Annotated in this window: 14 protein-coding genes and 2 pseudogenes; 1 reads left to right on the forward strand and 15 read right to left on the reverse strand. The window is 39.4% G+C overall.

All coding sequences use genetic code 11. The annotated features are described in order from the left end of the window. Positions 1-46 precede the first annotated feature (46 nt). The 3 genes from P20652_RS11840 to P20652_RS11830 all read right to left on the reverse strand — a co-directional run bounded on the left by P20652_RS11840 (position 47) and on the right by P20652_RS11830 (position 3,995). Complete coding sequence (locus tag P20652_RS11840) at positions 47-691, reverse strand: LysE family translocator (RefSeq protein WP_008167619.1); 645 nt, start codon at positions 689-691, stop codon at positions 47-49. Between the two features lie 94 nt (positions 692-785). Beyond that, complete coding sequence (locus tag P20652_RS11835; protein ID WP_033017318.1) at positions 786-2,588, reverse strand: S8 family serine peptidase; 1,803 nt, start codon at positions 2,586-2,588, stop codon at positions 786-788. A gap of 231 nt (positions 2,589-2,819) precedes the next feature. After that, positions 2,820-3,995, reverse strand: a complete 1,176-nt coding sequence (locus P20652_RS11830) for a multidrug effflux MFS transporter (protein WP_008167621.1) — start codon at positions 3,993-3,995, stop codon at positions 2,820-2,822. A 180-nt stretch (positions 3,996-4,175) separates the two neighbouring features. Here P20652_RS11830 and P20652_RS11825 point away from each other — a divergent pair, with 180 nt between their 5' ends. Then, entirely contained in the window at positions 4,176-4,649 is a 474-nt protein-coding gene (locus P20652_RS11825; protein ID WP_008167622.1) for a hotdog fold domain-containing protein, read from the forward strand. A 3-nt stretch (positions 4,650-4,652) separates the two neighbouring features. On the opposite strand, the gene P20652_RS11820 is transcribed toward P20652_RS11825, so the two are convergent. The 12 genes and pseudogenes from P20652_RS11820 to bcsR all read right to left on the reverse strand — a co-directional run bounded on the left by P20652_RS11820 (position 4,653) and on the right by bcsR (position 24,675). Then, on the reverse strand, positions 4,653-5,144 hold the full coding sequence (locus P20652_RS11820) for a polymer-forming cytoskeletal protein (protein WP_008167623.1): 492 nt from the start codon (positions 5,142-5,144) through the stop codon (positions 4,653-4,655). Continuing rightward, complete coding sequence (locus tag P20652_RS11815) at positions 5,134-6,297, reverse strand: M23 family metallopeptidase (protein WP_008167624.1); 1,164 nt, start codon at positions 6,295-6,297, stop codon at positions 5,134-5,136. The genes P20652_RS11820 and P20652_RS11815 overlap by 11 nt, the downstream gene beginning before the upstream one ends. A gap of 143 nt (positions 6,298-6,440) precedes the next feature. Continuing rightward, a complete protein-coding gene (gene fahA, locus P20652_RS11810; protein ID WP_008167625.1) occupies positions 6,441-7,754 on the reverse strand; it encodes a fumarylacetoacetase in 1,314 nt (437 codons plus the stop codon). Between the two features lie 135 nt (positions 7,755-7,889). Further along, a complete protein-coding gene (gene hppD, locus P20652_RS11805) occupies positions 7,890-8,936 on the reverse strand; it encodes a 4-hydroxyphenylpyruvate dioxygenase (RefSeq protein WP_008167626.1) in 1,047 nt (348 codons plus the stop codon). Between the two features lie 303 nt (positions 8,937-9,239). Then, positions 9,240-11,993: a metallophosphoesterase gene (locus P20652_RS11800; protein ID WP_008167627.1), complete on the reverse strand. Its 2,754-nt coding sequence runs from the start codon at positions 11,991-11,993 to the stop codon at positions 9,240-9,242. 166 nt (positions 11,994-12,159) lie between these two features. Continuing rightward, positions 12,160-13,653 (reverse strand): peptide MFS transporter, encoded by a 1,494-nt coding sequence (locus P20652_RS11795; RefSeq protein WP_008167628.1) that lies wholly within the window; start codon positions 13,651-13,653, stop codon positions 12,160-12,162. A 245-nt stretch (positions 13,654-13,898) separates the two neighbouring features. Then, the gene (locus P20652_RS11790) at positions 13,899-17,717 is read right to left on the reverse strand and encodes a cellulose synthase subunit BcsC-related outer membrane protein (RefSeq protein WP_008167629.1); all 3,819 of its coding nucleotides are present in this window, start codon (positions 17,715-17,717) and stop codon (positions 13,899-13,901) included. Beyond that, positions 17,708-18,837, reverse strand: a pseudogene (gene bcsZ / locus P20652_RS17840) (cellulose synthase complex periplasmic endoglucanase BcsZ). Before bcsZ ends, P20652_RS11790 begins: the two are co-directional and overlap by 10 nt. Then, positions 18,837-21,083, reverse strand: a complete 2,247-nt coding sequence (bcsB, locus tag P20652_RS11785) for a cellulose biosynthesis cyclic di-GMP-binding regulatory protein BcsB (RefSeq protein WP_008167633.1) — start codon at positions 21,081-21,083, stop codon at positions 18,837-18,839. Before bcsB ends, bcsZ begins: the two are co-directional and overlap by 1 nt. Beyond that, positions 21,076-23,750: pseudogene (gene bcsA, locus P20652_RS11780) on the reverse strand (UDP-forming cellulose synthase catalytic subunit). Before bcsA ends, bcsB begins: the two are co-directional and overlap by 8 nt. Before the next feature lie 2 nt (positions 23,751-23,752). Further along, complete coding sequence (gene bcsQ / locus P20652_RS11775; protein ID WP_008167638.1) at positions 23,753-24,466, reverse strand: cellulose biosynthesis protein BcsQ; 714 nt, start codon at positions 24,464-24,466, stop codon at positions 23,753-23,755. Positions 24,467-24,480: 14 nt separating this feature from the next. Beyond that, positions 24,481-24,675, reverse strand: coding sequence for a BcsR/BcsP family cellulose biosynthesis protein (gene bcsR, locus P20652_RS11770; protein ID WP_008167640.1), 195 nt, complete (start codon positions 24,673-24,675; stop codon positions 24,481-24,483). Positions 24,676-24,768: the final 93 nt, after the last annotated feature.

Consider the following 24,768-nt stretch of genomic DNA (forward strand, 5'->3'; position numbering starts at 1 on the left):
AACTTAAACTCTGGGTAATAAGTCTCTTAACCAAAGTGCAGGTTAGTTAAAATAATAGATTGATAGCAAGGGCTATAAATACAATGCCGGTGATCCTATCAATCCAAAGTTGGCTATTTGGGTTACGTCTAAAAAACTGTGCAATTTTGTCGCCAAAATAAATATACGTGCAGTCAATCGGAAAAGCAAAAATAGGGTAAAGCAAGCCAAAAAAAGCGAGCTGAAAAGTAGCTGATGAAAGCACTGGATCTACAAATTGCGGAATAAATGCAATAAAAAATAACGCCACTTTAGGGTTTAGCACTTCAGTCATCATTGCTTGAAACATGACATTACTTTTTTTACTGGTACTGATATGCGGTTTATCGGTTTGCTTGTCATCAGATATAGGCTCTGGCTGCTTTAGCGTGCCTTTAATCATCATAAACCCTAAATAACATAAATATGCTGCGCCTGCATATTGCACTGCGGCATAGGCACTTGGAGAAGCTTTTAGGACTGCGCTTAGGCCTACAACAGCAAATAGAGTATGAATAACCCCGCCTAATGCAAAACCAAAAGCACTTTGCATGCCGGCGGCTTTACCATTTGCAAATGTTTGCGCCATTAAAAATGCATTAGATGGACCCGGGGCAACAGCCATTAAAAAGCTGGCAAATAAAAAAGAGAGTAAAAAGTCAGGGTTGATCATCACAATGGGTTATAGATAAAAGATAACCGATATTATCAGGCATGTAGATAAATAAAAAGCGGGCTATTGCCCGCTTTGTAAAGGTTGGTTGTTATTAAAAACTAACGGTTGAATTGTTTGAGCACACTGAATCGCTCTGCGATTCACATATTTGGTAAGTATATGTACCGCCGCCTTTGGTTGATATTCTGTCGGTGAAGCTATTTGTATTAGCAGTACTTGTTATTTTGCTGCCGTTACGGTAAATATCAACGTGGCTTGTTGCCGCACCTACCCAGTTAAGGTCAACATATTTAGTGCCTTTTGATTTATAACCTGAAGTAGAAAGCGTTACGTCACCTACAGGCTCTGGCTCTGCACCACCACCTCCGGCACAGCCATTTGCTGTTAAGTAAGCGTCAGCATCGGCTGCTTTAACAATACCGTATCCAAAGTAATCGTCACGACCTAATGCGCCTTGATCTTGTGCAGTTGCTTTTAGTGCATCACGAATTTCAGTACCTGTACACTCACTGTGATTAGACCATACTAGTGCAGCAATACCCGAGACAGCGGGCGTAGCCATCGATGTGCCGCTCATAAATCCGTAGTCAGATGCACCAATATCTATGGTAACAGTTTCGCTTGCAAGTAATGCACTGCGATCTTCAAATGCGGCTCCTACTGCTGGGATTGCTGTATTGTTAGTATCGCCAAGTGTTGCGTAAAGCATTCCAGCTTCATTATTAATGATAACGGCACCGATACCACCTGAGTTTTCACAGTTTGCTACTTTGTCGTAAAAAGAAACCACACCACGGTCGATTAAACATACTTTACCAGCTGCACCACTATCAATACTGTCTGCAGTTCCCATAAAGTATGCAGTTGCTGATGCTTGACCTGTATTTTCCATCGCAGATGAAGCGTATGGCGTGCTATCAGCCGACATATTTGCCGCTGAAGCCATACCAGCAGGATAGGTTGATAGCGTATCGACACCACCTGCAGTTACTTCTACACATACCGTTTCATCAGTTGTAACACGTCTGCCTTTACCTGACGAACAACTTGGAAATTGTGAAAAATCAGCAATTTGGTTATCTGCATCATTTGCACCTATCATCATTACTGATGAGTACGCAGCAGGGTATGAACGAACATTGTTACCATCATTACCTGCTGCAGCTACGACAAGACCGCCCGCGTTAGTAAAGTTAGCAAATGCATTTGATTCAGTGCTATTAGAGCCACCACCACCCAAGCTCATGCTAATAATATTTGCACCTGCCTGAGAACATAAGTTAGCAGCTTGCGCTAAGTCTGATGAATAACCCCAACCCGCTTCGTTAAATACTTTAATGATATGCATAGCAACACCTGGTGCCATACCCACTACACCAAGGTTGTTATCAGCTGCGCCAATAGTACCTGCAACATGAGTACCGTGTGGGCCGCCATTATCAAACCAATTGCCTGTGCCGCTGTCGTTATCACCTGTGATGTTTCCCCAAATAAAATCAGGGTTAGTGCTATCTAAACCTGAATCAATAACACACACTTTCATGCCTGCATTAGCATTAAATGTAACTTGATTGGCTTGTGATTGATAAACGGCATACGGGGTAACTTGCTGTTGCATGGGGTTACCAATATCATCATTAAATACAGATAAAGGTGCGCGCTTGTGATCTTCTTCGATGAGTTTTATATGAGGGTTATTAAGTAACCCTTTTAAACTGGTTAGATCTTGGCCAGTAAATTTAGCCGCAAGAAAACCATTGCCATCAACCTTGATCTCACCACCCAATTTTTTAGCAAGGGCTTTTACTACGCCTTTTTTGTTGTTATCAACTTGAATAATGAAGCGATCGTTTTGCGCATTTGCATTTCCTGCTGCACATATGCCAGATAAGATAAATGCTAAGGCGAGTTTATTTTTTTCATATTTTTACATCCCAGAATTTTCTTGTTAACTAATTGCTAACTTTAGTTAACAGTAGAGCAGTCATATCTAGATTGCAACACATGATTATGTACAAAATTGAAATTATTCCGTTATGTATGAATCCTGAACAAGCCAGTTTCTAAATGAGTATAGGCGAAACGTATTCTTACCTATATTAATTTTTGTTAAAGATGTTATTGGTTATGAAAATTGAGCTTTTTTAAACAGTAAGTAAGTGAAGGGCACCAATAATAAAAAGTGAACGCCAATCAAAATGGGTGTAGGTAAGTGCAAAAACTGTGTCATAAATACCAGTAGGCTTGCACCACTCATTTGCATTGCGCCTAGCAAAGCTGAGGCTGTTCCGGCTTGTTTAGGAAATAAGCTTAGTGCTCTTCCCGCTGCAGAGCCTAATGTAAGTGCAAAGCCAAAAGCGGCTACAAACATGGGGATCATCAGTGCTAATGCTGTTTTATATTGGCTAAAAACTAGCATGAGTAAACCAGAGCCAACTAAAAGAACTAACCCTATTTTTAAAGCACGCTTTGGCTGGCGCTTTATGTATAGAGGCATAATAAAGCTGGCAATAATGCTTAAAACAGCGTTGAGTGAAAACCAAAAAGTAAAATTAGCAACGCTGCCGCCAAGTTCAGTAATGATCCATCCGGGGGCTAAAGTCACAAAGACTAAAATAACCGACATAGTGACCATACAAAGTAGGCTATTAAATAAAAAAAACGGGGTTGAAATGATTGGTATAAAACGCCTTAAATCGAGAATATGACCCTGATAGACACTGTCTACGGGGCGTGTTTCTCTAAAAAAGCACAGAGTTACAATAAAACCCACCAATGCAAAGCCAGTTAAAAATAAAAAGTTCATTTGCCAACCAAACTGAACAGTTAGCCAAGCTCCTAAAATAGGCGCTAAAGCAGGAATAAAGCAAACAATACCATTTAAATAGGTAATGATTTGCCCACTTTTTTCACTTCCAAACTTATCACGTACTATTGCAAATGCGACAACAAAAGTGGCACAAGCCCCAAAGCCCTGAAAGGCACGTGCAAGCATTAATACTTCAAAAGAAGGGGAGTAGTAAGCCAGTAATGCTGAACTTGCATAAATACCTATGCCAATAACAGCAACAGGCTTTCTGCCATACTTATCAGCAAGGGGACCTGCAATTAATTGACCTAACCCAACGGTCAACATAAATATAGCAACGGTTTGTTGCACTTGTTGTTCTGTAACTGCAAATTGCTCTGCAATAGTAGGAAAAGCGGGTAAGTAAATATCGATTGCCATAGGGCAAAATATAATGAGTAACGCCAGGATAAGTAACAAAGTCATATTATGTTTAGCGGGCTGTGTTTGCATTGAGTCTCCTTTTGCCGAGTATTTTAGGTGGGCACTCTTAAAAAAGAAAGGGCTTATGACCCCTGCATAGGTTGTGATTGATACTTTTTGATTGAATTAGGCTAAAAAGGCAGTGTAAATGCACTTTTTAAAACTGGTCAGATGTGTTAATTTGAAAAAAATTACTGACGGAAAATATTAATGAGTAATAAATCACCACTTGTAAAAACGTGGCATAAATTTAAAAACTTACCCTTTGGTAATTGGCTTTTTACAAAAGCGGTTTGTTTTAAAGCACCTTACTTTGGCTCTATGAAACCTTATATACTCGATTTGCGAGAGGGGCATTGCAGCGCGGTAGTTAAAAACCGTCGCAGTGTTCATAACCATATTGGAACTATTCATGCTATTGCGCAGTGTAACTTAGCTGAGTTGTGTGCAGGTGTAATGGTAGATGCCACAGTACCCGTTAAAACACATCGTTGGATACCAAAAGGGATGACGGTTCGGTATTTGGCTAAAGTGGATACAGATGTTACTGCAGTTGCTGAAATTGATTTACCGCGTAAGTGGATTGATAAAGAAGACTTGGTAGTACCTGTAAAACTTTATAATACCCGCAACGAACTTGTCTTCACTGCAGATATTACAATGTATATTACCGAGAAAAAGTAGCACTTAACTAGATTTAGTTTTATCGGCGGCTTGTTTGTTTACAAACGACAGGCTGCTGTCGTCTTTCTCTAGCAATGCTTTTACTTCACTTGTAGGTTTTAATTTTTCGTTAATTAGTTCAGCATCGTCTTTTTCAAAACGTTGTTTTAAGCTGCCTTCAATAATAGCACCAGCATCAATACTTAACGTATCGTGAAATACATCGCCATGAACATGAGCACCATTTTTTACTTTTACTTCTCCAGCATTAATTGAGCCAATAACCTTACCTTTAACAATGACGCTCTTAGCTTCAACAATACCCTCAACAACACCTGATGAGCCAATTATTAAATGTTCAACTTTAATATCGCCATCAATACGGCCATCAAGTTGCACTTCACCTTGACTAATTAGCGTGCCTGTAAGGCGTACGTCTTGTGAAATAATAGACGGTATATGGTTCACTCTTTTTAAACTAGAACTACCTGTTTTTTGTTTTTTTCTACCAAACACGAGAAAGCGCCTTTGTTATTTTTAGAGGATTGACTTGTTTACCGTTAAGTAATACCTCGTAGTGTAAATGAGTGCCAGTACTTCTACCTGTACTGCCCATTAAACCAATTACGTCATGCTTAGTGATCAGCTCACCTTTTTTTACTTTAATTTTATTTAAATGGCCAAACCGTGTCACTAAGCCATTTTTATGTTCAAGCTCAATAAAGTTACCATAACCACCGTTACGGCCGGCTCTTAGTACTACAGCGTCTGCAGGGGCAAATATTTCGGTTTTATGCCAACCAGCTAAATCAATCCCTTTATGGAATGCGTGATTACTATTGACTGGATCTTTTCTAAGACCAAAGTTACTCGAAATATAATATTTAGCATTAGCCAAAGGAAGTGTATTTGGGAGTTCGGTCAAAAAAGTTTCTAGATTATTTAATATTAATAGTTTATCAACAATAGCTAAAAAATGGCTTGGGATTTTTGTTTCGTCAAATATATCAAGTGGGCCACCTTGTGCGTTTGTTTGAGCGATTAATATTAAATGTTGATCAAGTGCCGATTCAAGACCTGCACCTCTGACCATTGCTAAAATAGCTTCGTGACGTTCTTTGATTTGACTACCTAGCAGTGTAAAACTTTGCTCATAATAGTTATTTAAACGAGCGGTCCTTGTTGCAAAGGTTACCGGGGCTGTTAATTGTACTTGTTTACTTTTTGGGTCTTCATCTATCAATGGCTCATGAAATTCGCCATCGATTTCATTAATTGGTGACTGAAGTTCTTCATCAAGTTTAATTGCGTCTTTGCTAATTGAGGCTGGAAGAGATTCTATCATGCTTTGCAATAGCGCCTGCTTTTGCTCAAGCACTTCAAGTTGCTCCAATTGCGTAGCTTGAAGGGCTTGCTGCTCACTAACTTTTTGTTGCCAAAGTGTTTGCTTATTTATTTGGCTTTGTTCTATGTCAGATATCTTATTTGTCTGGGTATAAATGCGAATGCTTGAAATGCTCAACCAAGTCACAGTTGCTAAAATAAGTAATATTATAGAAAACTGAAACCAAGACGCTAAAACGACATGCTTAACCTCGCCATTTTGACGAATAAGTAGCTGACGAGCTGGGAAAAATTTATGATAAAAAGACTTTATAAATACTGACATGGCATATAAACACTGGCTATTAACGCAATTAAGATAGCAATTTGAGTTAAAAAAGCTAGGAAAAAATTGTAACCGTTCAAAAATTAATAAAAAAGGGCTGCTTTTAGTAAGCTGCCCTTTTAATAGTTATTTTAATGTTCGTGTTATTTTGTAGGCAGTACCGTGCCTTCTACAGAGCCAAAACCAATACGTGCATAGCCTTCTTTTTCACACCAGCCACGCATAATAACGTTATCGCCATCTTCTAAAAAGCTGCGTTGCTCGCCATTACTTAGCGTAATTTTTTCTTTACCGCCACGCGAGAGTTCAAGTAAAGACCCTGCTTCTTCATGCGTTGGACCCGATTGAGTACCCGAGCCTAACATGTCACCTGGCATAAAGTTACAGCCATTTACTGTGTGGTGAGTCACCATTTGCGCTACAGTCCAATAAGAGTGCTTAAAGCTTGAAGTAGATACGCGGGTAGGTAAGTGTCCTTCACTGCGCATCTTTTCGGTTTGAATTTTTACATCCATTTGAATATCAAACGCGCCTTGCTCGCGGTTACCTGCAGACTCTAAGTATTTCATAGGTTGTGGATCGCTCTCATTACGCGTCCAACTTGTTCTGTAAGGTGCGAGTGCTTCTGTGGTAACAATCCAAGGAGACACTGTTGATGCAAAGTTTTTCGCTAAAAACGGGCCTAGTGGTTGATATTCCCAAGCTTGTAGGTCGCGGGCAGACCAGTCGTTAAATACACAAAAACCAAATACATGGTTTTCCGCATTTTCGATTGCAATTGCATCGCCCAGCGCATTTCCTTTCCCTAAGTAAATGCCAAGCTCTAGCTCGTAATCAAGGCGTTTACATGGGCCAAAAGACGGTACATCCGCATCAGGCGCTTTAGTTTGCCCTTTAGGGCGATGAAATGTTTGCCCAGATACATCAATAGATGAAGAACGGCCATGGTAGCCAATAGGTACCCATTTATAGTTTGGTAAAAGTGGGTTATCAGGGCGAAATAAACTACCTACTGCCGTTGCATGATAAATAGAGGTGTAAAAGTCGGTGTAGTCACCAATACGACATGGCAATGAAAACTCAATATCAGCTTGTGCTACAAGCGTATCGCTGAGCGCTTGTTGGTGCTCAGAGCCTGCTCGTAGTGCTTTTGAAAGCGCTAAACGAAGTGCTGACCAATACTGCCCCCCTAAACCCATAAATGTATTTAGAATTGCTTCACTTGCTGCATCAGCGGCTGTTTTAGCGTCATCTGTTAAAACATTTAATTTACTCAGTTTTGCTAAATCAATTACTTGGTCACCAATTGCAACACCACCACGAAATTCTTCGTTAGTACCTTTGCGACGAAACTCGGCAAACGGTAAGTTTTGAATAGGGAAGTCGCAATTGGCAACATTCGCTGACTCTACCCAGCTCGTTAAATTAATATCGTGGGTTTCGTTAATTAGGCTCATTACATTTCCTTTGGTTTAACTGTATGGCAACAATGGAGTATTTATTTAAGCATACTTGCACTTTAAGCCATACATTTTAAATATTAAAACGACAAAAAGCAGCGAAGGTCGCTGCTTTTAATTTACTCAAATATTTTATAAAACGCCGCGGCGCTCTTGATCGCGTTCAATTGATTCAAATAACGCTTGGAAATTACCTTCACCAAAACCGCCATCATCAACACGTTGAATCATTTCTATAAAGATTGGACCAAATAAGTTTTTAGAGAAAATTTGTAGTAGATAACAATTTTCGCTTTGGCTATCTACCAATATTTGGTGTTCGCGAATTTTGTCTTTGTCTTCTTTTACCCACGGCACACGGTCAAAAATGGTGTCGTAGTATTCAGGGATAATATCAAGCGTTGCAATAGTTGATTTATCAAGCTTATCAAGAGAACTTACTAGGTCATCTGTTAAAAACGCTAAATGTTGAACGCCTGGGCCGTTGTACTCACCTAAGTATTCGTCAATTTGGTTGTTGTCATTACCTTTACCTTCATTGATTGGGATTGAGAAGGTGCCACATGGCGATTTAAGCGCATACGAAATTAGCGCCGTTTTTTGACCTTTAATGTCAAAGTAACGTACTTCTGTAAAACCAAACACGTCTTTATAAAAGTTTGCCCATGTTTCCATAGTGCCTTTATAAACATTATTAGTTAGGTGATCGATGCGTTTAAAGCCTTTGTCTTCGACAACCGTTTGCGTTTCTAAATTTTCAAAATCGCTTTCGTAAATTGTGCCTTTATCGCCAAATTGGTCAATAAAATAAATTAGGCTATCGCCAATACCGTAAATTGCAGGGTAAGGCATGTTTTTATGCGTTGAGTCAGTGGCTGGTTTTGCACCGCGCTCTACTGCTGTTTCAAATGCTTTTTGAGCATCTTCAACACGCCAACCCATAGAACAAATAGCAGGGCCATGGCTCTTAGCAAACTCAGCCGAAAAACCTTCACGCTCATTGTTCAGTAAAAAGTGAATGTCGTTTTGATTGTAATAAACAATGTCTTTACCTTTAAACTTTTTAAGCTTTGAAAAGCCAAAGTCAGTAAATACTTTATCCATATAATCTGCATCAGGTGTGGCGTATTCAGTAAACTCAATACCGACTAAACCTAAATAGTTAGTTACTTCACTCATTATTATTACTCCCGCAATTAAGCACTGCGATTATGTGTTGTTGTCATATTGCAGTAGATAATCAACCAGATTCTTAATTTGGGGAAGAGGGGGGCACTATTTAGTGTGTAGTGTATGTGTAAATTTTATAGGACGGTTATTATAAAGTTACGTGTTTGTAATACAGTTAAGTAAAATGAAGTTATATACCATAGGATTGAATAGTGGTTTTTATTCTTAACTTTTTGTTTTTAAATAATAAAAAGGAGGGTTCACCTGCGTGAAGCCTCCTTTTAGAATGAACAAGCAAAAGCTTAGTTGTATTTAATTATTTACACTTTTAGAGTTGTCACCAAAGAACTTGTTACGTTGCTCAATCCATTGGTTCGTTTTTATCGCTGGTGCAGCTTGGTAGTGACGTTCAATGGTTTGATTTAGCACTCGCGTCGGTTGTTCAAAGGACAGTTTTTGTTGCGCGCTACCCATACTTTTAATTTCATCTCTGGTCATAGCACGACCAGCATAAAGCAGGGAGTTTAAGTACCCTGGTACCGTTTCGTAATTGTTATCTGTAAATAGTAATACAGATTGGTTGAGTGCCCATCGACTGTCGATTTCGCCATCCTCTTTTACGCCAGCAAGCTCTCCATCTATATAAACTTCAAACACCCCATTAGTGGGTGCTGTATAAAATACAAAAGCTACACGATGCCAAGTATCAGGTTGTGTATTGCCAAAATAGCCACTATCGCTAGTTGCTTGTCCGTAGCCACCGCTTGGGTCAATAAACATATCGGCATCATCGTTAAGATAATCAGTTGTATTGGCTTGCATAATTGCACGGTAAATATCTTTTCCTTCAGCGGGCCAATATAAATCCATTACAAGCGTGTAGTCTGAAACCATGCCATCAGCGGCATAATCGCCGTTAGCGGGGGTATTTAAGGCAATATGCAAGCCTTCGGTTGGTGCATGCCTTGAAAATGCCATAACACCTGAAGGGCCATCACTTAAATCACTAATACTGAGTTCGGTAGTGGTTTTATATTGAGTTTCTTCTGGGCCCCACTCTTTTTCTTCAGGGTCAAAGTAACTGAGTACTGAAGGCCCAAAGTCTGCCGCTAGTGGGGTTGCTGTATTATCAAAGTTCCATACCGTTATGTTTTCTTCGTTTGTACATGAAAACAATTGGTTATTGGTATCAAGGTATAAGCATTGGCTAGTTCTAAATCGTGCATATTGATCTAGTAACCACCATGCTTCGGCGATGGGCTCTACGTCTGAAAATGTCACGCCATTAAAAAATAACTCAGGGTTAAGTGCTGCACCTTTAAATAAGGCAACGTTATAATTGTTAGTGGCTTGAACGTTATCTGGTGTGAGTAAAAACCAATCTGGTTGGCTTGCATACATAGATGCTAAGTCGGTTCCCGTTACTGTCACTTTATATATTGCGTTAAAGCCAGGTGTATTCGAGGGCTGCCTTTCTACATAAAATGCCTCGTGGAAATCTTCTTGTGTAAGCGTGCCCGGGGTCCAACGTTTTTGAACCAGTTCAGGGTTTAAAAGTGCAGCAGTAACTGAGCTTGCGTGTTGTGCGGCTAACGCTGTTATTTCAGCTAACTCAATTGCACTCGGGTAGTTTTCTGAAATAGCTATTTCAGTTTGTGCATCAGGCGCGTAACGGCCCATAATTTCGTCAATGGCTTGTTTTGTCGGTTCATCGCGTTCGGTAATTGTTTCGGTGGCAATTGTTTGATAGTTCACAACAGGCGATGTTTTATCAGCTAAGTTAAACTCTAGCGTTAAATCGGTTATCCCTTTTGCATAAAAGTCAGGTTGAATAACAATAGCGCCATTTTCTAGTGTATCAAAGCTTTCGCCGCCATGGGTATGGCCGCCTAATACTAAATCAATGCCTTCAACGTCAGTTGCCATATCGGTATCTAGGCCTACGCCTAAATGGCTTAGCATGACCATGTAATCAACATCATCACGGTATTGGCTTACAATGCTTTGTGCTACTTGTTGCCATTCCCAGCTCATTTTAAATTGTTTGATAAAATCAGGAATCGGGTCGTCTTGAATTGGCTCATCTAATTCATTCCATGGGACCGATGTCATACCGAACAAACCTAGAGTAACGCACCCAACTTGTACTTTTGCAAAGCTAACCGCAGCAAAGTCTTGGAGTTGTTCGCCTTCGTATCGTGTATTACTCGCTAATACAATAGCTTTATCATCCTGCGAATAACTCAGTAGTTTTTCAGGTCCCCATGCATAGTCATGATTACCTACTACGCGTATATCAAACTGCATGGCTTTAATGGCTTCTTCAGTGGCTGTACCCTGTGAGAGCTGCTCCGCAACAGTGCCTTTCTCGTAGTCGTCCCCCCCGTTTGTAAATAGTGTATGTGGCGTTTGACTTGCTACCTGGTTGTAATAGGCTTTAATGCGGCTAAAGTATTGTTCTTGATAGCCAAAGCGGGCATGCAAGTCTGCTACATGTACAAAACGTACCGATTGGCTTGTTGCGTTTGCTTCACACGTGGGGCCTATATCTGCAAATGCTTCTTTTCGCTGCATTTGAATTGCATAAGTGCCTACTTGGGTAACCTGAGCACTAACATAGTCACCACTTACGGTAGAGTTAGTAATTGTTTCCCAACTATTGAGGCCTAACTGTCTTGCTATAAATAATTGACCACCCAAAGCGTAGTCTTGCGGTATTTTGATTCTGATGGTAATCGAATTTGAAAATGTTATTTCGGGTTTTGGTAAAAGTGTATGTAAATCAGAAATAATATTCAGCTGTGCGTTGGCGTCATCTAATGTTGTTTTTTCGTAGGTGATTTCGCTATTCGATGAGGCTACATTGGCTGGAATAATTAATTCAAAACCACCGTCATCAAGGGTTGAGTTTAAACCATTAGCGGTTGTTAAAGAAAGTAAGGTTGGCTCGGGCTCAACAGGATCATTTGGATTAACCGTTACTGCATCACTTGCACCTCCACACGCACTTAAAATAAAGAGAAAAAATGAAATTGCAGCTACTTTTAATAACTTGTCCAATAACATATACAGCAGTCCTCGGGTGTCTAATTTAACAATTTATTAATGCATAATATCAGTTAAAAGTAGGGGATCATAGCTGTATAAAAATGCCCCCATAACAATTATGGAGGCATTTTTTATTTATTACTACATTTGAATTGTGCAGTAAATAATGATTAAAACAAAAGTATTAGTTAGGTTGGGTTTCTAATCCTTGTTTTTCCCATACTTTCGCTTTAAAGCTCATAAGTACCAGAATAATACCAACACCAATGCTAAATAATGCAATTTGTAGGTATAAGTTAGGGATTTCAGATACGTTGTTTGGATCAAAGTTACCAGCTAGTAAGCCTGAAATTACATTCCCTATTGAGTACGTCAATACAAACACACCCATCATTTGACCCGTGTAACGACGTGGCGATAGTTTACTTACCGCACTTAATGCAACAGGGCTTAAACAAAGCTCACCCACAGTATGTAAAAAGTACGTAGTAACTAGCCAGTAAGGCGCTACTTTTAAGCCTTCAGCTGCGTAATGCGCTGCCATAAACATTACTAAAAAGCCTGAAGCCATAATAATTAAGCCAAATGCACATTTTACGCTGTAAGTAGGCGATATCATTTTCTTTGAAAGGTTTATCCAAAGCGCAGCAAAAAATGGCGATAAAGCAATAATAAATAGTGAATTTAAAGATTGAAACCACGTAGTTGGAATTTCAAAAGTACCGATAAGACGGTCAGTGTAATCACGGGCAAATAGGTTAAGTGAAGAGCCAGCTTGCTCAAAACCAGACCAAAAACACGCAGAGGCAACACAGACTAAAAATAGTGCCCACATTCTTTGTTTTTCAGCATCGGTTAATTTACCTTTAAAGTAAATAAGACCAAAATACACAAAGAATATAACAGTGAATATAACTGCTGTATAACCGGCTACAACCGAAGGGTTTATAATAATGGCACCCGTCATAGCGGCTATGGTAACGCCTGCAACAACAGCCACAAACAACGCGATAGCGCCCCATGTACGTGAAGTGCCTTTAGCGCTTAATGGGTTAGCAGGTAAAGCGCTGTGCTCTGGTAAGTTATTAAGTGTAAGTTTGTATTGCACTAAACCAATGGCCATACCGACAGCTGCTGCACCAAATGCCCAGTGCCAGCCTACGTTCTCCATAAAGTAACCACATACGTAGTAACCTATTAAAGAACCCATGTTAATACCCATGTAATAAATAGCGTAACCGCCATCACGACGCTCATCAGCATCGCTGTATAACTGGCCTACCATTGCACTAATATTTGGTTTTAGTAAACCAGTACCTGTTGCAACAAATATTAAACCAATAAAAAATGAATAATCATGTGGAACGGCCAAAATAATATGACCAATCATAATAATTATGCCGCCATACCAAACTGCTTTTTGACCACCAAACAATCTATCTGCTAGCCAGCCACCGGGCAAACCTAAAAAGTATACCGAGCCTGTATATAGGCCATAAATTGCAGCAGCAGTTGCAACAGTAAAGGCAAGGCCTTCTTCTTGTAAGCTTGCGGTCATGAATAATACGAGCATAGCTCGCATACCGTAATAACTCATTCGTTCCCACATTTCAGTGAAGAACAAGGTTGAAAGTCCTTTAGGGTGGCCCCACCAGCCACTATCTGGAGTTGAACTCATATTTACTTCCTAACTTTAAGTATTGTTATGATAGCCTTATAATTTTTTGCTTTAGCTATTTTAGAGTTTTTACCCCTAAAATGCTCGACCATCAGTATAGTATTTGTAGCTAAGATAATGATTTGCTGTATGGCTATAACACCACAAAGTAAGAGACACACCCTTATCCTAGTTACAATTGCGCTCAAGTATACATATACCTTAGTGCTAGGGGAAGTGTTCGCGGTGTATCACCTTACGCCAAGTTAAAACTCAGCGTAAGGAACAATAGGAGTGCCTGGGAACTCAAGCGTTCCGTAAACAGGATTAAAGTAATAGCGGATATAAAGTTGGCCAAAATTAGGTTCGTAAAAATCAGAGCGGTCAATAGCTAAATAACCACCAAAGAACCAATGTGGCGTTATTCTATATTCAAAGCTGCCTTCTAAATTGTACGATACACCTGCACTGGTATCTGAATCAAATGCAGGGTCTACACCGGTTTCAAGTTGGCGAATAAAAGCTTCTGCTTGCAGGTCAGAATCATTAGGGAAAAAGTCGATTGCTTGCGTTTTAGTTTGTGAATACGACACGCCTGTTTTTACACGGTATACAAAGTCATCACCCCAACGGGCATCGTAAGTTAAAGGGATTGATAACCCTATATAGTTCTGTGGGCTGTAGTAGCCACCATGGCCCCAGGTTTCTTCACTTAAATTAAATTTATATGCCCAGTGCAATATGCTCGCGCCAACCGTAAACTCGCGTTCTTGATTACTCATTACACGGTAGTAGGTGCCTCCCATTAAGCGGTAGCGTTGGTTGTCTTTTACGTTTTGACCTTTATACAACGTAAAGTCAGCACTAGACCAAAAACCCCAATCACCGCCTAAATCATGAGAAACATTGGCGGTTAAACCGGTTGAGCGAACGCCACCCCAAATTTCACCTGTATTAACGTCTTCAAGGCCTGCATACGCCAATACTGAGCTGGTTACTGGTCGCTTTTCTAATTCAAGGCTGTAACCAAAGTCACCAAAATTGTCTGAGTAATTAACACCCCATACAATGTCTTCAATTAAAAAACCCAGTGGTGTGGTGCCAACGTCAACGCGCCAGTTTTCGTTTTGCCAGCCAATACCAATATCAACACCATCTTGCTCAGGGCTTACTTCGTCAATACCACAGGTAAATATACACAGGGCACCTTGTCCGTAACGGCTGCCAGCAAATTGTTCGTCAAACCGCGTTGTTTGAGCACTAATGGTCGTTGGGTCTATTTTTACAAACCCTTGCCCTTGCCAAAGCGGGAAATACGCTTCAATAGGGACTAAACCAGCACCTAACGTGGCCTCGCTTTCGGTGCTTACTTGTCCGCTAAAGTTAACGCCAACCGCAATATAGGCTTGGTTTTTATTTTGTTGATTGAGTAACTCTCGTTTTGCACCATTTATATACCACTCGTCGTTTTCATCAATGCGCGCAAGCGACGTGTAGAGCTCTTTTTCGTTGAGTTGACGATTAGGCGAAAGTGTTTGTGCATACCAAGTTTGCGCTTGCTCTGTTTCATTGAAGTTAGTAGCAACTTGCGCCCCTAAATAACGAAGCTCTAAATCGTTTGGTGACTTTTGAATAAGCTGCTGCGCTAAATAAAGCGCATCGCCCGCGTAATTAAAATCGTTTAACGATTCCATAATTTGACGCTGAAAATAACTTTCTTGTGTTGTACTTTGTTCAATGGCTTCTAGTGCAACCTCTTTGGCCTGAAAATCATCGCCTAGGGCTCTGTAGGCTTTAGATATTGCCATTAGGGCTTGCGGTTCAATCAGCTGTTTATTTTTTACTTTTTGTTCATACAAAATAATAGCGGATTGGTTTTGATCAAGCGCTAAGTTTGCGTTTATTAATGCAGTAGTTGTAGCCGGCGAGCTTGAGTACTTTTGATCAAGCTGATTTAGCTTAGCAATAAGATCACTGGCGCTATAATACTCAGTGTAATAGGCGTTTTGTAATTGAACATACTGATTTATGTCGCTTTCAGAGGCACTTTCGGGGAGCCTGTAATTATTAAACCACTCAGTGGTTGCCCCATTATTACCTTGTGCTAACAGCCATTCGCCGTAAAGCATGTGCCAATAGGGAGACAAGGATGGGTCAGCAACTAATCCTTCATTCATTAGGTTTAAAGCGTGCTTTTGTTCATCAATACTAAACCAACTTCGTGCTAACTCTACTTTCATCGCTGGCGTTAAATTTTGCGCCTCTAATGCGCTTAAGTGATAAATAGCAGCAGCTTTGTTTTCTGTATTAATAAAGCGCTCGCTCTGTGCTAAAGACTCATTAAGTTGTAATTGTTGCTCTAGGGCAACAATGTCAGCATCGCGTAATTTAAACGGAATATATTGTAGCGTGGCAAGGGCACCTTGATAATCGCTTAAAGAGCGTAAAAATAGTGCATGGCTATAACGAAGCTGAGAGTTTAACGGAAACTGCCACAGTACATTGTTAAACAATGAACGCGCTTTGTCGGTAAGCCCTTTTTGCTGGTATATAAACGCCAAATCATAATATAACCAAGGTTCTTGAGGTGTTACTTTAATTGCTTCTACTAATGTTTTTTCAGCCTCATCTAAATCACCCGCTTGAGCAAGATTAGTGGCTTTAGTTCGATATAAACCGCTTAACGAAGTTAAGTAGGAGTCTCTTAATACTTCTTTTTGAGAAAAAGAAAGATGGTTAAAAAACGACGTGAGCGTTTTTTCATTTTGCTCAAGCTCTGCTATTTCAAGCAAGCCAAATAGAGCGCTTTCGTTTAAAGGCTCGTTTTTAAGTACAACTTGATAGGTAAGTGCAGCTTGTGAATATTGCCCTTGAGCAAATTGTAAGGTTCCGCGATTAGCCAATACGGTATTGGGTTCTTCTTCTAATGCAGCGGCTAAATCCAGTTTTAATTTGGCGACTCTAAATTCACTACTATCTATAGCGTCTCTTGCTTGGCGAACATAAAGCCAAAACTTAGCCGTTTTGGCCATACTTTTGAGGGTATTTCGCTGTGCAAAATCGGGGGTATATTTTTGTGCGCGCGTAAAATAATTATAGGCTTTTTCATGGTCACCTAGTTGAAGGTAAAGTATGCCCAAGCTATTCATTATTGCGCCATCTGTAGGGCGGCCTTTTAAGGCTTTTAATAGTAAAGGCTCTGCTGCTCGCAACCTTTCTTGTTCAAGTAGTTTATCGCCTTTTAGCCAAAGCTGATAAGCCGGATCAGCTAATAACTTTTGACGTGCTTTTAATTGTTTTTTAAAGTCTTGATACTGTAACTCGCCCTTATTACTAAACGGGTAAAGTGTAAAGTATTGTTTAAATTGCTCATCAGTACTACTGTTTATCGGCATGTTTCTCAGTGCTGAGAGCCATATTCCTTCAACTTCATCACTAAAACCTGATGTAGAGCCGTACTTGCCTAAAATACGCATAGCTTTTTTATCGCGCGGGTTACGTCTTAGCAAATGCCTTGCATAAGCAACTTCCACTTGGCCTAAGTTGTCATAACGCTTTAATAATTGCTCGTAACCATTTTTAACCCCTTGCCATTGTCCACTGTCTTGGGCATACCAGCTTAAATGTTCAAGTTCAAAGTTTAGGGTAGGGTAAACACTGTTAAATATTTTATTATAAATTTGGCGCGCTTGATCGTATCTGCCAGCGCGAGCCAGTAGCTTTGCTTCTTGAATTGCAGCTTTGTCTTTACCTTGAATACTAGACATAATCTTGAGCTTTTTAACGCAAGGTGTTTGTTGCATTAGTTGGTTATCAAGCTTACTCAGTAACAAGTTTGCTTGGTCTGTATTGCCATTTGTAAAGTCATAATGAGCAAGCGCGCACTGTGTTTCTATTCGGGTAGGGGCAATAGCAACCAATTTTTGCAGGCTGTCTTCAACTAGTTTTTTGTTTTGCTGCGCTTCGCCGATACTAATTTGACTTAATAACCAATCAACTGATCGTGTATCAATATCATTTATTGTTTCGGCATTTAAATTAGCGCTTAGTGCCAATGTACAAGCTAAGGCTAACCTTAACGACATTCAGTGCTCCACGTTGGTTGTAGCGTTCCATCAGCCGTTATTTTAAAGCGCTTGTTCACAGCACTTTCACCAAATAAATGTAATACACTGTCGTAATAGCGTGTTTGAGTAAAAGACTTATCAATCATTAGTTTTTGTTGAATAGCCATGACTAATTTATTATTACCTTCATCTGCTAACAAAGGCAGTAGGGCAGCGTTAAAGCCTAAAGGCCCTCTTTTTTCAGATTTACCTGATTGAGAATACGTATTTAAAGGAACATAACCACGTTCTTTAATTGTGTCTATAAACGGAGCAAACTGAGTAAGCAGCTCTTGTTTATAAGGCGCATCGTTTGCCATCATACTTGCCCAAAGGTAAACCCGAATAGCATTATAGTTGCCTATATCCGTGTTTTTTTGTCGTAGTAAAAACCACGGTTCGAATCAAACATAACCCAGTCAGGGCTTACGCCTTGCTTTGCTGTGTCTAAAATAAGCTTGGCTGATCCTTCATGAAGTTGATGCCATGGTGAATGTGGGTAGAGCTTTTTAAATTGTTGATAAATGAATAATGGTGAGTAGCTTGGGTTTAGCCTATAGCGCTCGTTTTCATATTCAAAACCCGCAGGTGCCGGTAATAACGATAAGCCAAGGCCAGTTATATAGACGGTTTCTTCTCTGATAATACGTTGTGCTAGTACTGCGGCTAAAATGCTGTAGCGGCGTTCATCCCATAAAATGGCAGCTTGCGATAAACTGTAAGCAATCCATAGGTCTGAATCTGACGCCGGGTTTGAGTCTAAAATGCCACCCTCACGGTTTTTATCCAATCCCCATTTCCATGCTGGTAAGCGCGTACTTAAATCGCCCTCAGATAAGTGCTCTTGAGTCCAATTTAAAACAGAGTCAAAGGCTGCTTTATCGTTGGCAATAAGCGCAAAAAATAACGCATAAGATTGCCCTTCAGAGGTCGTGATGCTTTGCTCACTACCTAGGTCAATAACGCGTCCGTCTTGGCTTACAAAGTTATTTTTAAATACTTGCCACGGCTGCCATGGCTCACACTGTTCAACTTGTGCGTTTGCATTAAAAGCAAATAGTGCAATCACAGTAAAAAATATATTAACGAGTGATTTCATTATTTATCTCCTTCAGCTAAACGCTTGTAAGTTAGTGCTTGTAATAATCGCCATAAAATAAATGAGATCAGTAATAGCGTTAATATAGACAGTAATGCCAATATAAATGGATGATCAGATAAGTGGAACCACACTAAGGTATGTACCGGAATGTGCCCAACAAAGTATTGCTCATCTATTTGAATAGTTTTAATTCCCTCAGAGTTGATAATGGCAGCGCTGCCTTTAATTTGGGCAAGTTTTTCTGAGTTCATTAATACATCGTCGAGTATGGTAAATGCATGTTGCGTAGTGGCACTTAAAGAAACAATTGAGCGGTCTGAATCAAACGGTGATTGAAAACCCGTTATAACCGCCATATCGCCGCTACTTTTAATGCTTACCTCTACCTTTTCGGTAGTTTGCTCATCATAGGCGCCATTGTATATTGCTTGCTTAATTGCGCGTTGATTATTATTAAGCAAAATATTTGTTTGTGCGTCTTCATCTAAGTCGTTAGCAATGCTGTTTGGTTTTGCGATTACGAGTATGTCTTTATCATCTAAATCAGCGTCTTCATTTAAATGAGCAACACTTATTCTATGAGTTGGGTAACCCGTAATTGCACCAAAATGACCCGTTAAGTTAAACAAAACGGTTAATGCGCTCGGTGTTGGATTTTCATCAATAAGCACAAGGGTTTGTTGTAAATCAGCATATTTAGTAAATGGAAAACCACTATTAGCAAATACGTTTAGATCTGGTAATGCAATGTAGTGATCAAAGCCACTTACATCAATACTTGAATCGCCATCAATAACACCAAATTCACCGCCAGGAGGGGCAACAGCACATTCACCTTTTTTAAGTACGCCAAATCTAAAGTCAAAGTTAAGTTCATTTCTGTTTGCTAAATTAATGCCGTTTACAGAAAAACCTTCAGTGCTTTGTGTAGTATCGGTATTGGCAACTAGCGGCAACAATGCTTGCGCTGTTTGTAATAGGTCGTTGTTTTCGTCTAACAAAAATCCACTTATAAACTCTTGGTTTATTAGCATATTTAAACGAGAGTCGATGGCTTCTGATTCAGGAGTGCTACGGTATTGTAGCGTAATAGGAATCCCTCTCTCACGCCATGTAAATAAGTCAGGTGCAAAGCGAATATTGAGTTTTACAGGGCCATTATTTAAACCTTGTGCCTGTAATTGCGTAGGGTAATCAATAAGTTCGTCAAAATGCACTGGACGATCGCTTCTAAGCCAGCGCGGTGCATCATACGCTTTACGCAGTGGTAACTGATTAATAGCTTCAATACTTGCGCTTCTTCCGGTCATAACTTTGTGGCCAAATGCAAGACCAGTTACAGCCGTTTTTAAATCAGCTTCATCACGACCCAATACAAGTAACATTTTATAATAACGATTAAATGGGTTTGAAATGATCTCTATGGTTGGCTTTTCAACATCAGGGTAATCTTTTAAAAAATCAGGTTTTGAATTATTAGTAATAAAAACCACACTGTGTTGGTCAGGTGCTTTATTTACCGTTACTGGGAAATTAAAACCACGCCAGTCGGCTTGTGCGCCAAACCAGCTTGATAGCGTTGCTGCGGCTTCAATTGTTTGCGTATTGGGTGTTTTGGCAAATACAAACGGTAGATTAAGCTTGTTGTAATCTTTTTCATCAAAAAACGGTTCTGGTAAATATTCTAAACGACTATCTATAGCAAGCTGCTTTTGATCAAGCATAATGTTACTTGATTTGTTAATTTCAGTCCAAATAGTGCGGCTGAAATAATCTTGACATCTTAGGTCGTAATAACCCACCAATTCAAAGCGTACTTGGTTGTAATCTTGGATATATTTAGCGTTAAGATCGAGACTATGTTGCACTGTGTTTTTTACAATACTCAGTTGCTCGTTAATGGGTAAAACAGTGACTAAATTATCATTAAAGTAAACTTTTAAATGCGATACATTAGCGATTAATGAAGGCGAATTTGTATACGAAAAATTAAGCTTTAAATTAGTGCTTAATTTATCAATTCGGTTAGTAAAGTCGACGCGGGAGTTATTATTTACTCCATCGAGTTTAAAGCCTGTAAAGCCTAAAGCTTCAAACTCTAAACGTAAACTCGATACCTGAGCACTTTCAGGGTAGCCATTAATAAACATTGATTTATTTTGTAATGGCTCAATTGCATGTGCAAAGTAAGCACTACAAATAAGTGACAATGTTAGGAATGTATTAAGCAACTTTTTAATCATAATTATTATGCACTATTGGTCTTTTTGGAGTAAATGAGTTTACGTATACAACTAAATTAGTCATAAACTGAATAATAGGTTGAAGCGCTTTTGGCGCGTGGAAGAGCAGGTTACTAAAGCCTCTAAGACTTGTTTTTTGCACTTCTTTAAAACTGTAAGATGGACGGTCATGTCTGAAGTTGTTTTGCCAGTCTAGCCATGCATCTGCTCGGGAAAATGTACATTGTATAAATGCGCGCTGCTTTTCAAGAGATAAGTCTTTAATGGTTAAGCCAATTTGATTACCCCGGGTATTACAAACATGGGTAGTGAACGAAAATTGCTTATTACCGCGGCTCATTAATAATTCTATTTTATCGTTTACGCGACAAGAGTGATCGTGGTCGGTTTCTATACCCACACCGTTGTCTGAGTAATCAGTAATTTTTACTTTTAGCGTGTGTCCATTTGCTAAACGAACGCCTGCTGGAAAATTTGCTTTAATACGGTGAGAGTGCCTAACCTGGCGTGCTTCAGCGGCTACGGCAACTGCTGCGCCTAAAATAATAATATTATATAGCGCCCACCCCATACTAATTAGCAATACGCCAACTTGTGTTGGATCGCCAAAAAATAGACGTAAAATACCTACCAACATACCTGATAAATTAATGGCTAATAAGATAAGGTACGGCTTTGATATTCCCCAATCGTAATGCTCTTTATCGTTTAACCCCCCTTTTTCGGTTACGTTAAATTTACCTTTGTTAGGATTAAACAAGGCAACCGTAGTTGGTTTTAATATATACCAAGCAAGCACAGATTCGTAAACTTCGCCCCAAAAAGAGTATCGGTATTTACCTTGAATGCGTGAGTTAGTTGCTTTTATTTGGATAAGGGTTGGCACTACATAGACAAAAATAGCTATAAATGGCGCATAAATAATATACGCATTAAAGTATATAAGTGCCAGTGGAGCAGTTAAAAAGACAATGCGTGGAATTCCGGATAAAAAGTGCAGCATGGCGTTTAAGTAACAAAGACGCTGAGGTATGTTTAACCCTTTACCTAAAAGCGGGTTATCGAGTCTGAATATTTGCGCCATACCTCGTGCCCACCTAATTCGTTGACCTATGTGGGCCGACAAACTATCAGTGGCAAGTCCTGCTGCTTGTGGAATATTTATATATGCTGTTTTATAGCCTGCGCGTTGCATACGTAACGCGGTATGGGCATCTTCGGTTACTGTTTCAAAGGCAAAGCCGCCTATATCATCCAGCGCCTCTCTTTTTAGTACCGCGCACGATCCACAGAAGAATGTGGCATCCCACATATCGTTACCGTCTTGAATAAGGCCGTAAAACAACATATTTTCGTTAGGAATTTGACTGTGGTTATTTAAGTTTCGCTCAAATGGATCAGCTGAGAAAAAGTGATGAGGTGTTTGCACTAAACATACTTTGCTGTCTTTTAAAAACTGCCCCATTGTCATTTGTAAAAATGAGCGAGCAGGAACGTGGTCACAGTCAAAAATAGCGATATATTCACCATCGGTGTAGCGCATAGCGCTATTCATGTTACCTGCTTTGGCGTGGTTGTTATCTGGCCTTGTTAAATAACCCGCACCAACTTCTTTAGCAAATTCACCAAACTCTGGGCGTTTACCATCATCTAAAATATATACCCTTAGTTTATCTGCTGGCCAGTCAATACTCAACGCAGCAAGTGTGGTGGGTCTTACAACGCTCAAAGGTTCGTTATAAGTTGGAATATAGATATCTACTGTTGGCCATAAATCAGTATTTTTTGGCAGCATGACTGGTTTTCTTTCAAGCGGGTTAATAGTTTGAAAGAAGCCTAAAATAAGTACTAACCAGGCGTATGTTTCTGCAAGTAACAAGCCTGCGCCTAACGCAAGCGCTAAGGGGTCATCCCAATTTAGTGTTTCGGTATAACGCCACCATAAATAGCGAGACGATGTAGTGACAGAAAGGGTGATCATTACAATAGTGGCCATTTGACCTTTTACGCGTTTAAGCGCGTAGGCAACCAATAAAATAAAGCTAATAAAGACCGCTTGCGCTTCTAAGCTAAATGGAATGGTGACAAAAATTGCGAGCAAAAATAATATAAGCGCAACAACAATGTATTTTATTAGTTTGTTTTGCCAAATACGTGCATCAGCCATTGTTTTAAAAGCACTTTTTTTAGACCTAGATTTATTTTTAGACAGCAAGCGCTTTATGAGTCGACCTAGCTTTAAGTCGTACCAGCGAAGTTGTATTAGGCTGTAACTCACTGCATCATAAAAATAATTTACTGCATGCTTTTTTATGGATACCGATTTTTTTTAGGTTTGTGAACAGCAAAAAGCAAAAATACGCTCTGAATTATAAAACGTACTATATTAGAGTAGATATAGGTTCTATATGGGAGCCTTAAGTGCGGGTAATAGTTATATAGTGTCAACTCAAAGTTTTCTCTGTTCTTTTTTATATTTATAAATAATGAGACGAACAAAGTAATAAAAGGCATAAAAAAAGCTTCAATTACATTTACTTTGTGTTGATTAAAATAACTGTGGAATTTAAATAAAATGTAGCGCACAAGTCTATCAGTAAACAATACACTCAATAATATATATAAAGTACTGTGTATGGGTCTTTTGTAGAAAAGAGTAAGGCTCATCGTTAAAACGCCGCTTTACTTACAAGCCAACCGGCCAGTGTTTCAAAGTCATCGTTAGCTACGCTGTAAGGTGCACAATTAAGGGCAACATTGCGATTAGCTGTGGCTTCTTTAATAACTTCATCGCTATTGATAAAAAATGGCGCCATCAAGGGCAACGTTGATTGCCAAAGTGAGAACAGGTCAAATTCAAGAACAGAAGCCGCATTGTAACGATTAACTACAAAAAAGTGTTTCCAGGTCGATTCGACTGTTTTGAGAGTTTGCAGGCGTTTGTATATGAGGCTGTGGCAAATCGCATCACAAGTAACAAGCTCTATAACAATATCGTTTTGATCTAAGGGATAGTGAGAGATATTAATATGAGAAGGGCAGTCGAATATAATCCAAGCTGATTCTTTATAATCCAGATTTTTGCAATTATTAATTATGGAAGTAATATCATCCAACGTTGCTTCGTTATCACCAAAGGGTAAAAAAACAACACCGTCACTGTCTTTACGAAAGTGTAGCAAGGCATCTTCAAAAGTGTCTTCGTTGCTCCAACCTTTGGTAGTTGTCCACTTCAAACCAAAGTGTAAACCAAGGTCGCTTTTAGCATCGAGGTCTATGGCAACAACATCAACATCAGACTTTTTTAAAACGCACGCAAGATTAGCAACAATCGATGTGCTTCCTATTCCGCCCTTGATGCCTTTAATGAAGATCCTTTGCAATGGAGTTTACCTTTTTATTTTTTATCTTTAGATGTTTTTATTGCGTCATCAATTTCTTTTAATAGCGCATATTTATTAATTGTTTTTTGATTTTTTTGTGTATTCATAATTTCTATGTAGTCATCGCTTTTCCCACCAAAACGGCGAGCTAGGTTTTCTATGTCACTTGATGTGAGTATTTGAGAGCTTTTTGTAGCTAAATTATTCATCACAACCTTTGTCAGCGTAATATTTATTTTTATTAAAAGTGGACAATATTTGGCTATTATATATAGAATAGCGGGTAAAACTAGTAAAAAAGT

This window comes from Pseudoalteromonas sp. BSi20652, assembly GCF_000239855.1.
In the GTDB taxonomy this organism is placed as follows: Bacteria; Pseudomonadota; Gammaproteobacteria; order Enterobacterales; family Alteromonadaceae; genus Pseudoalteromonas.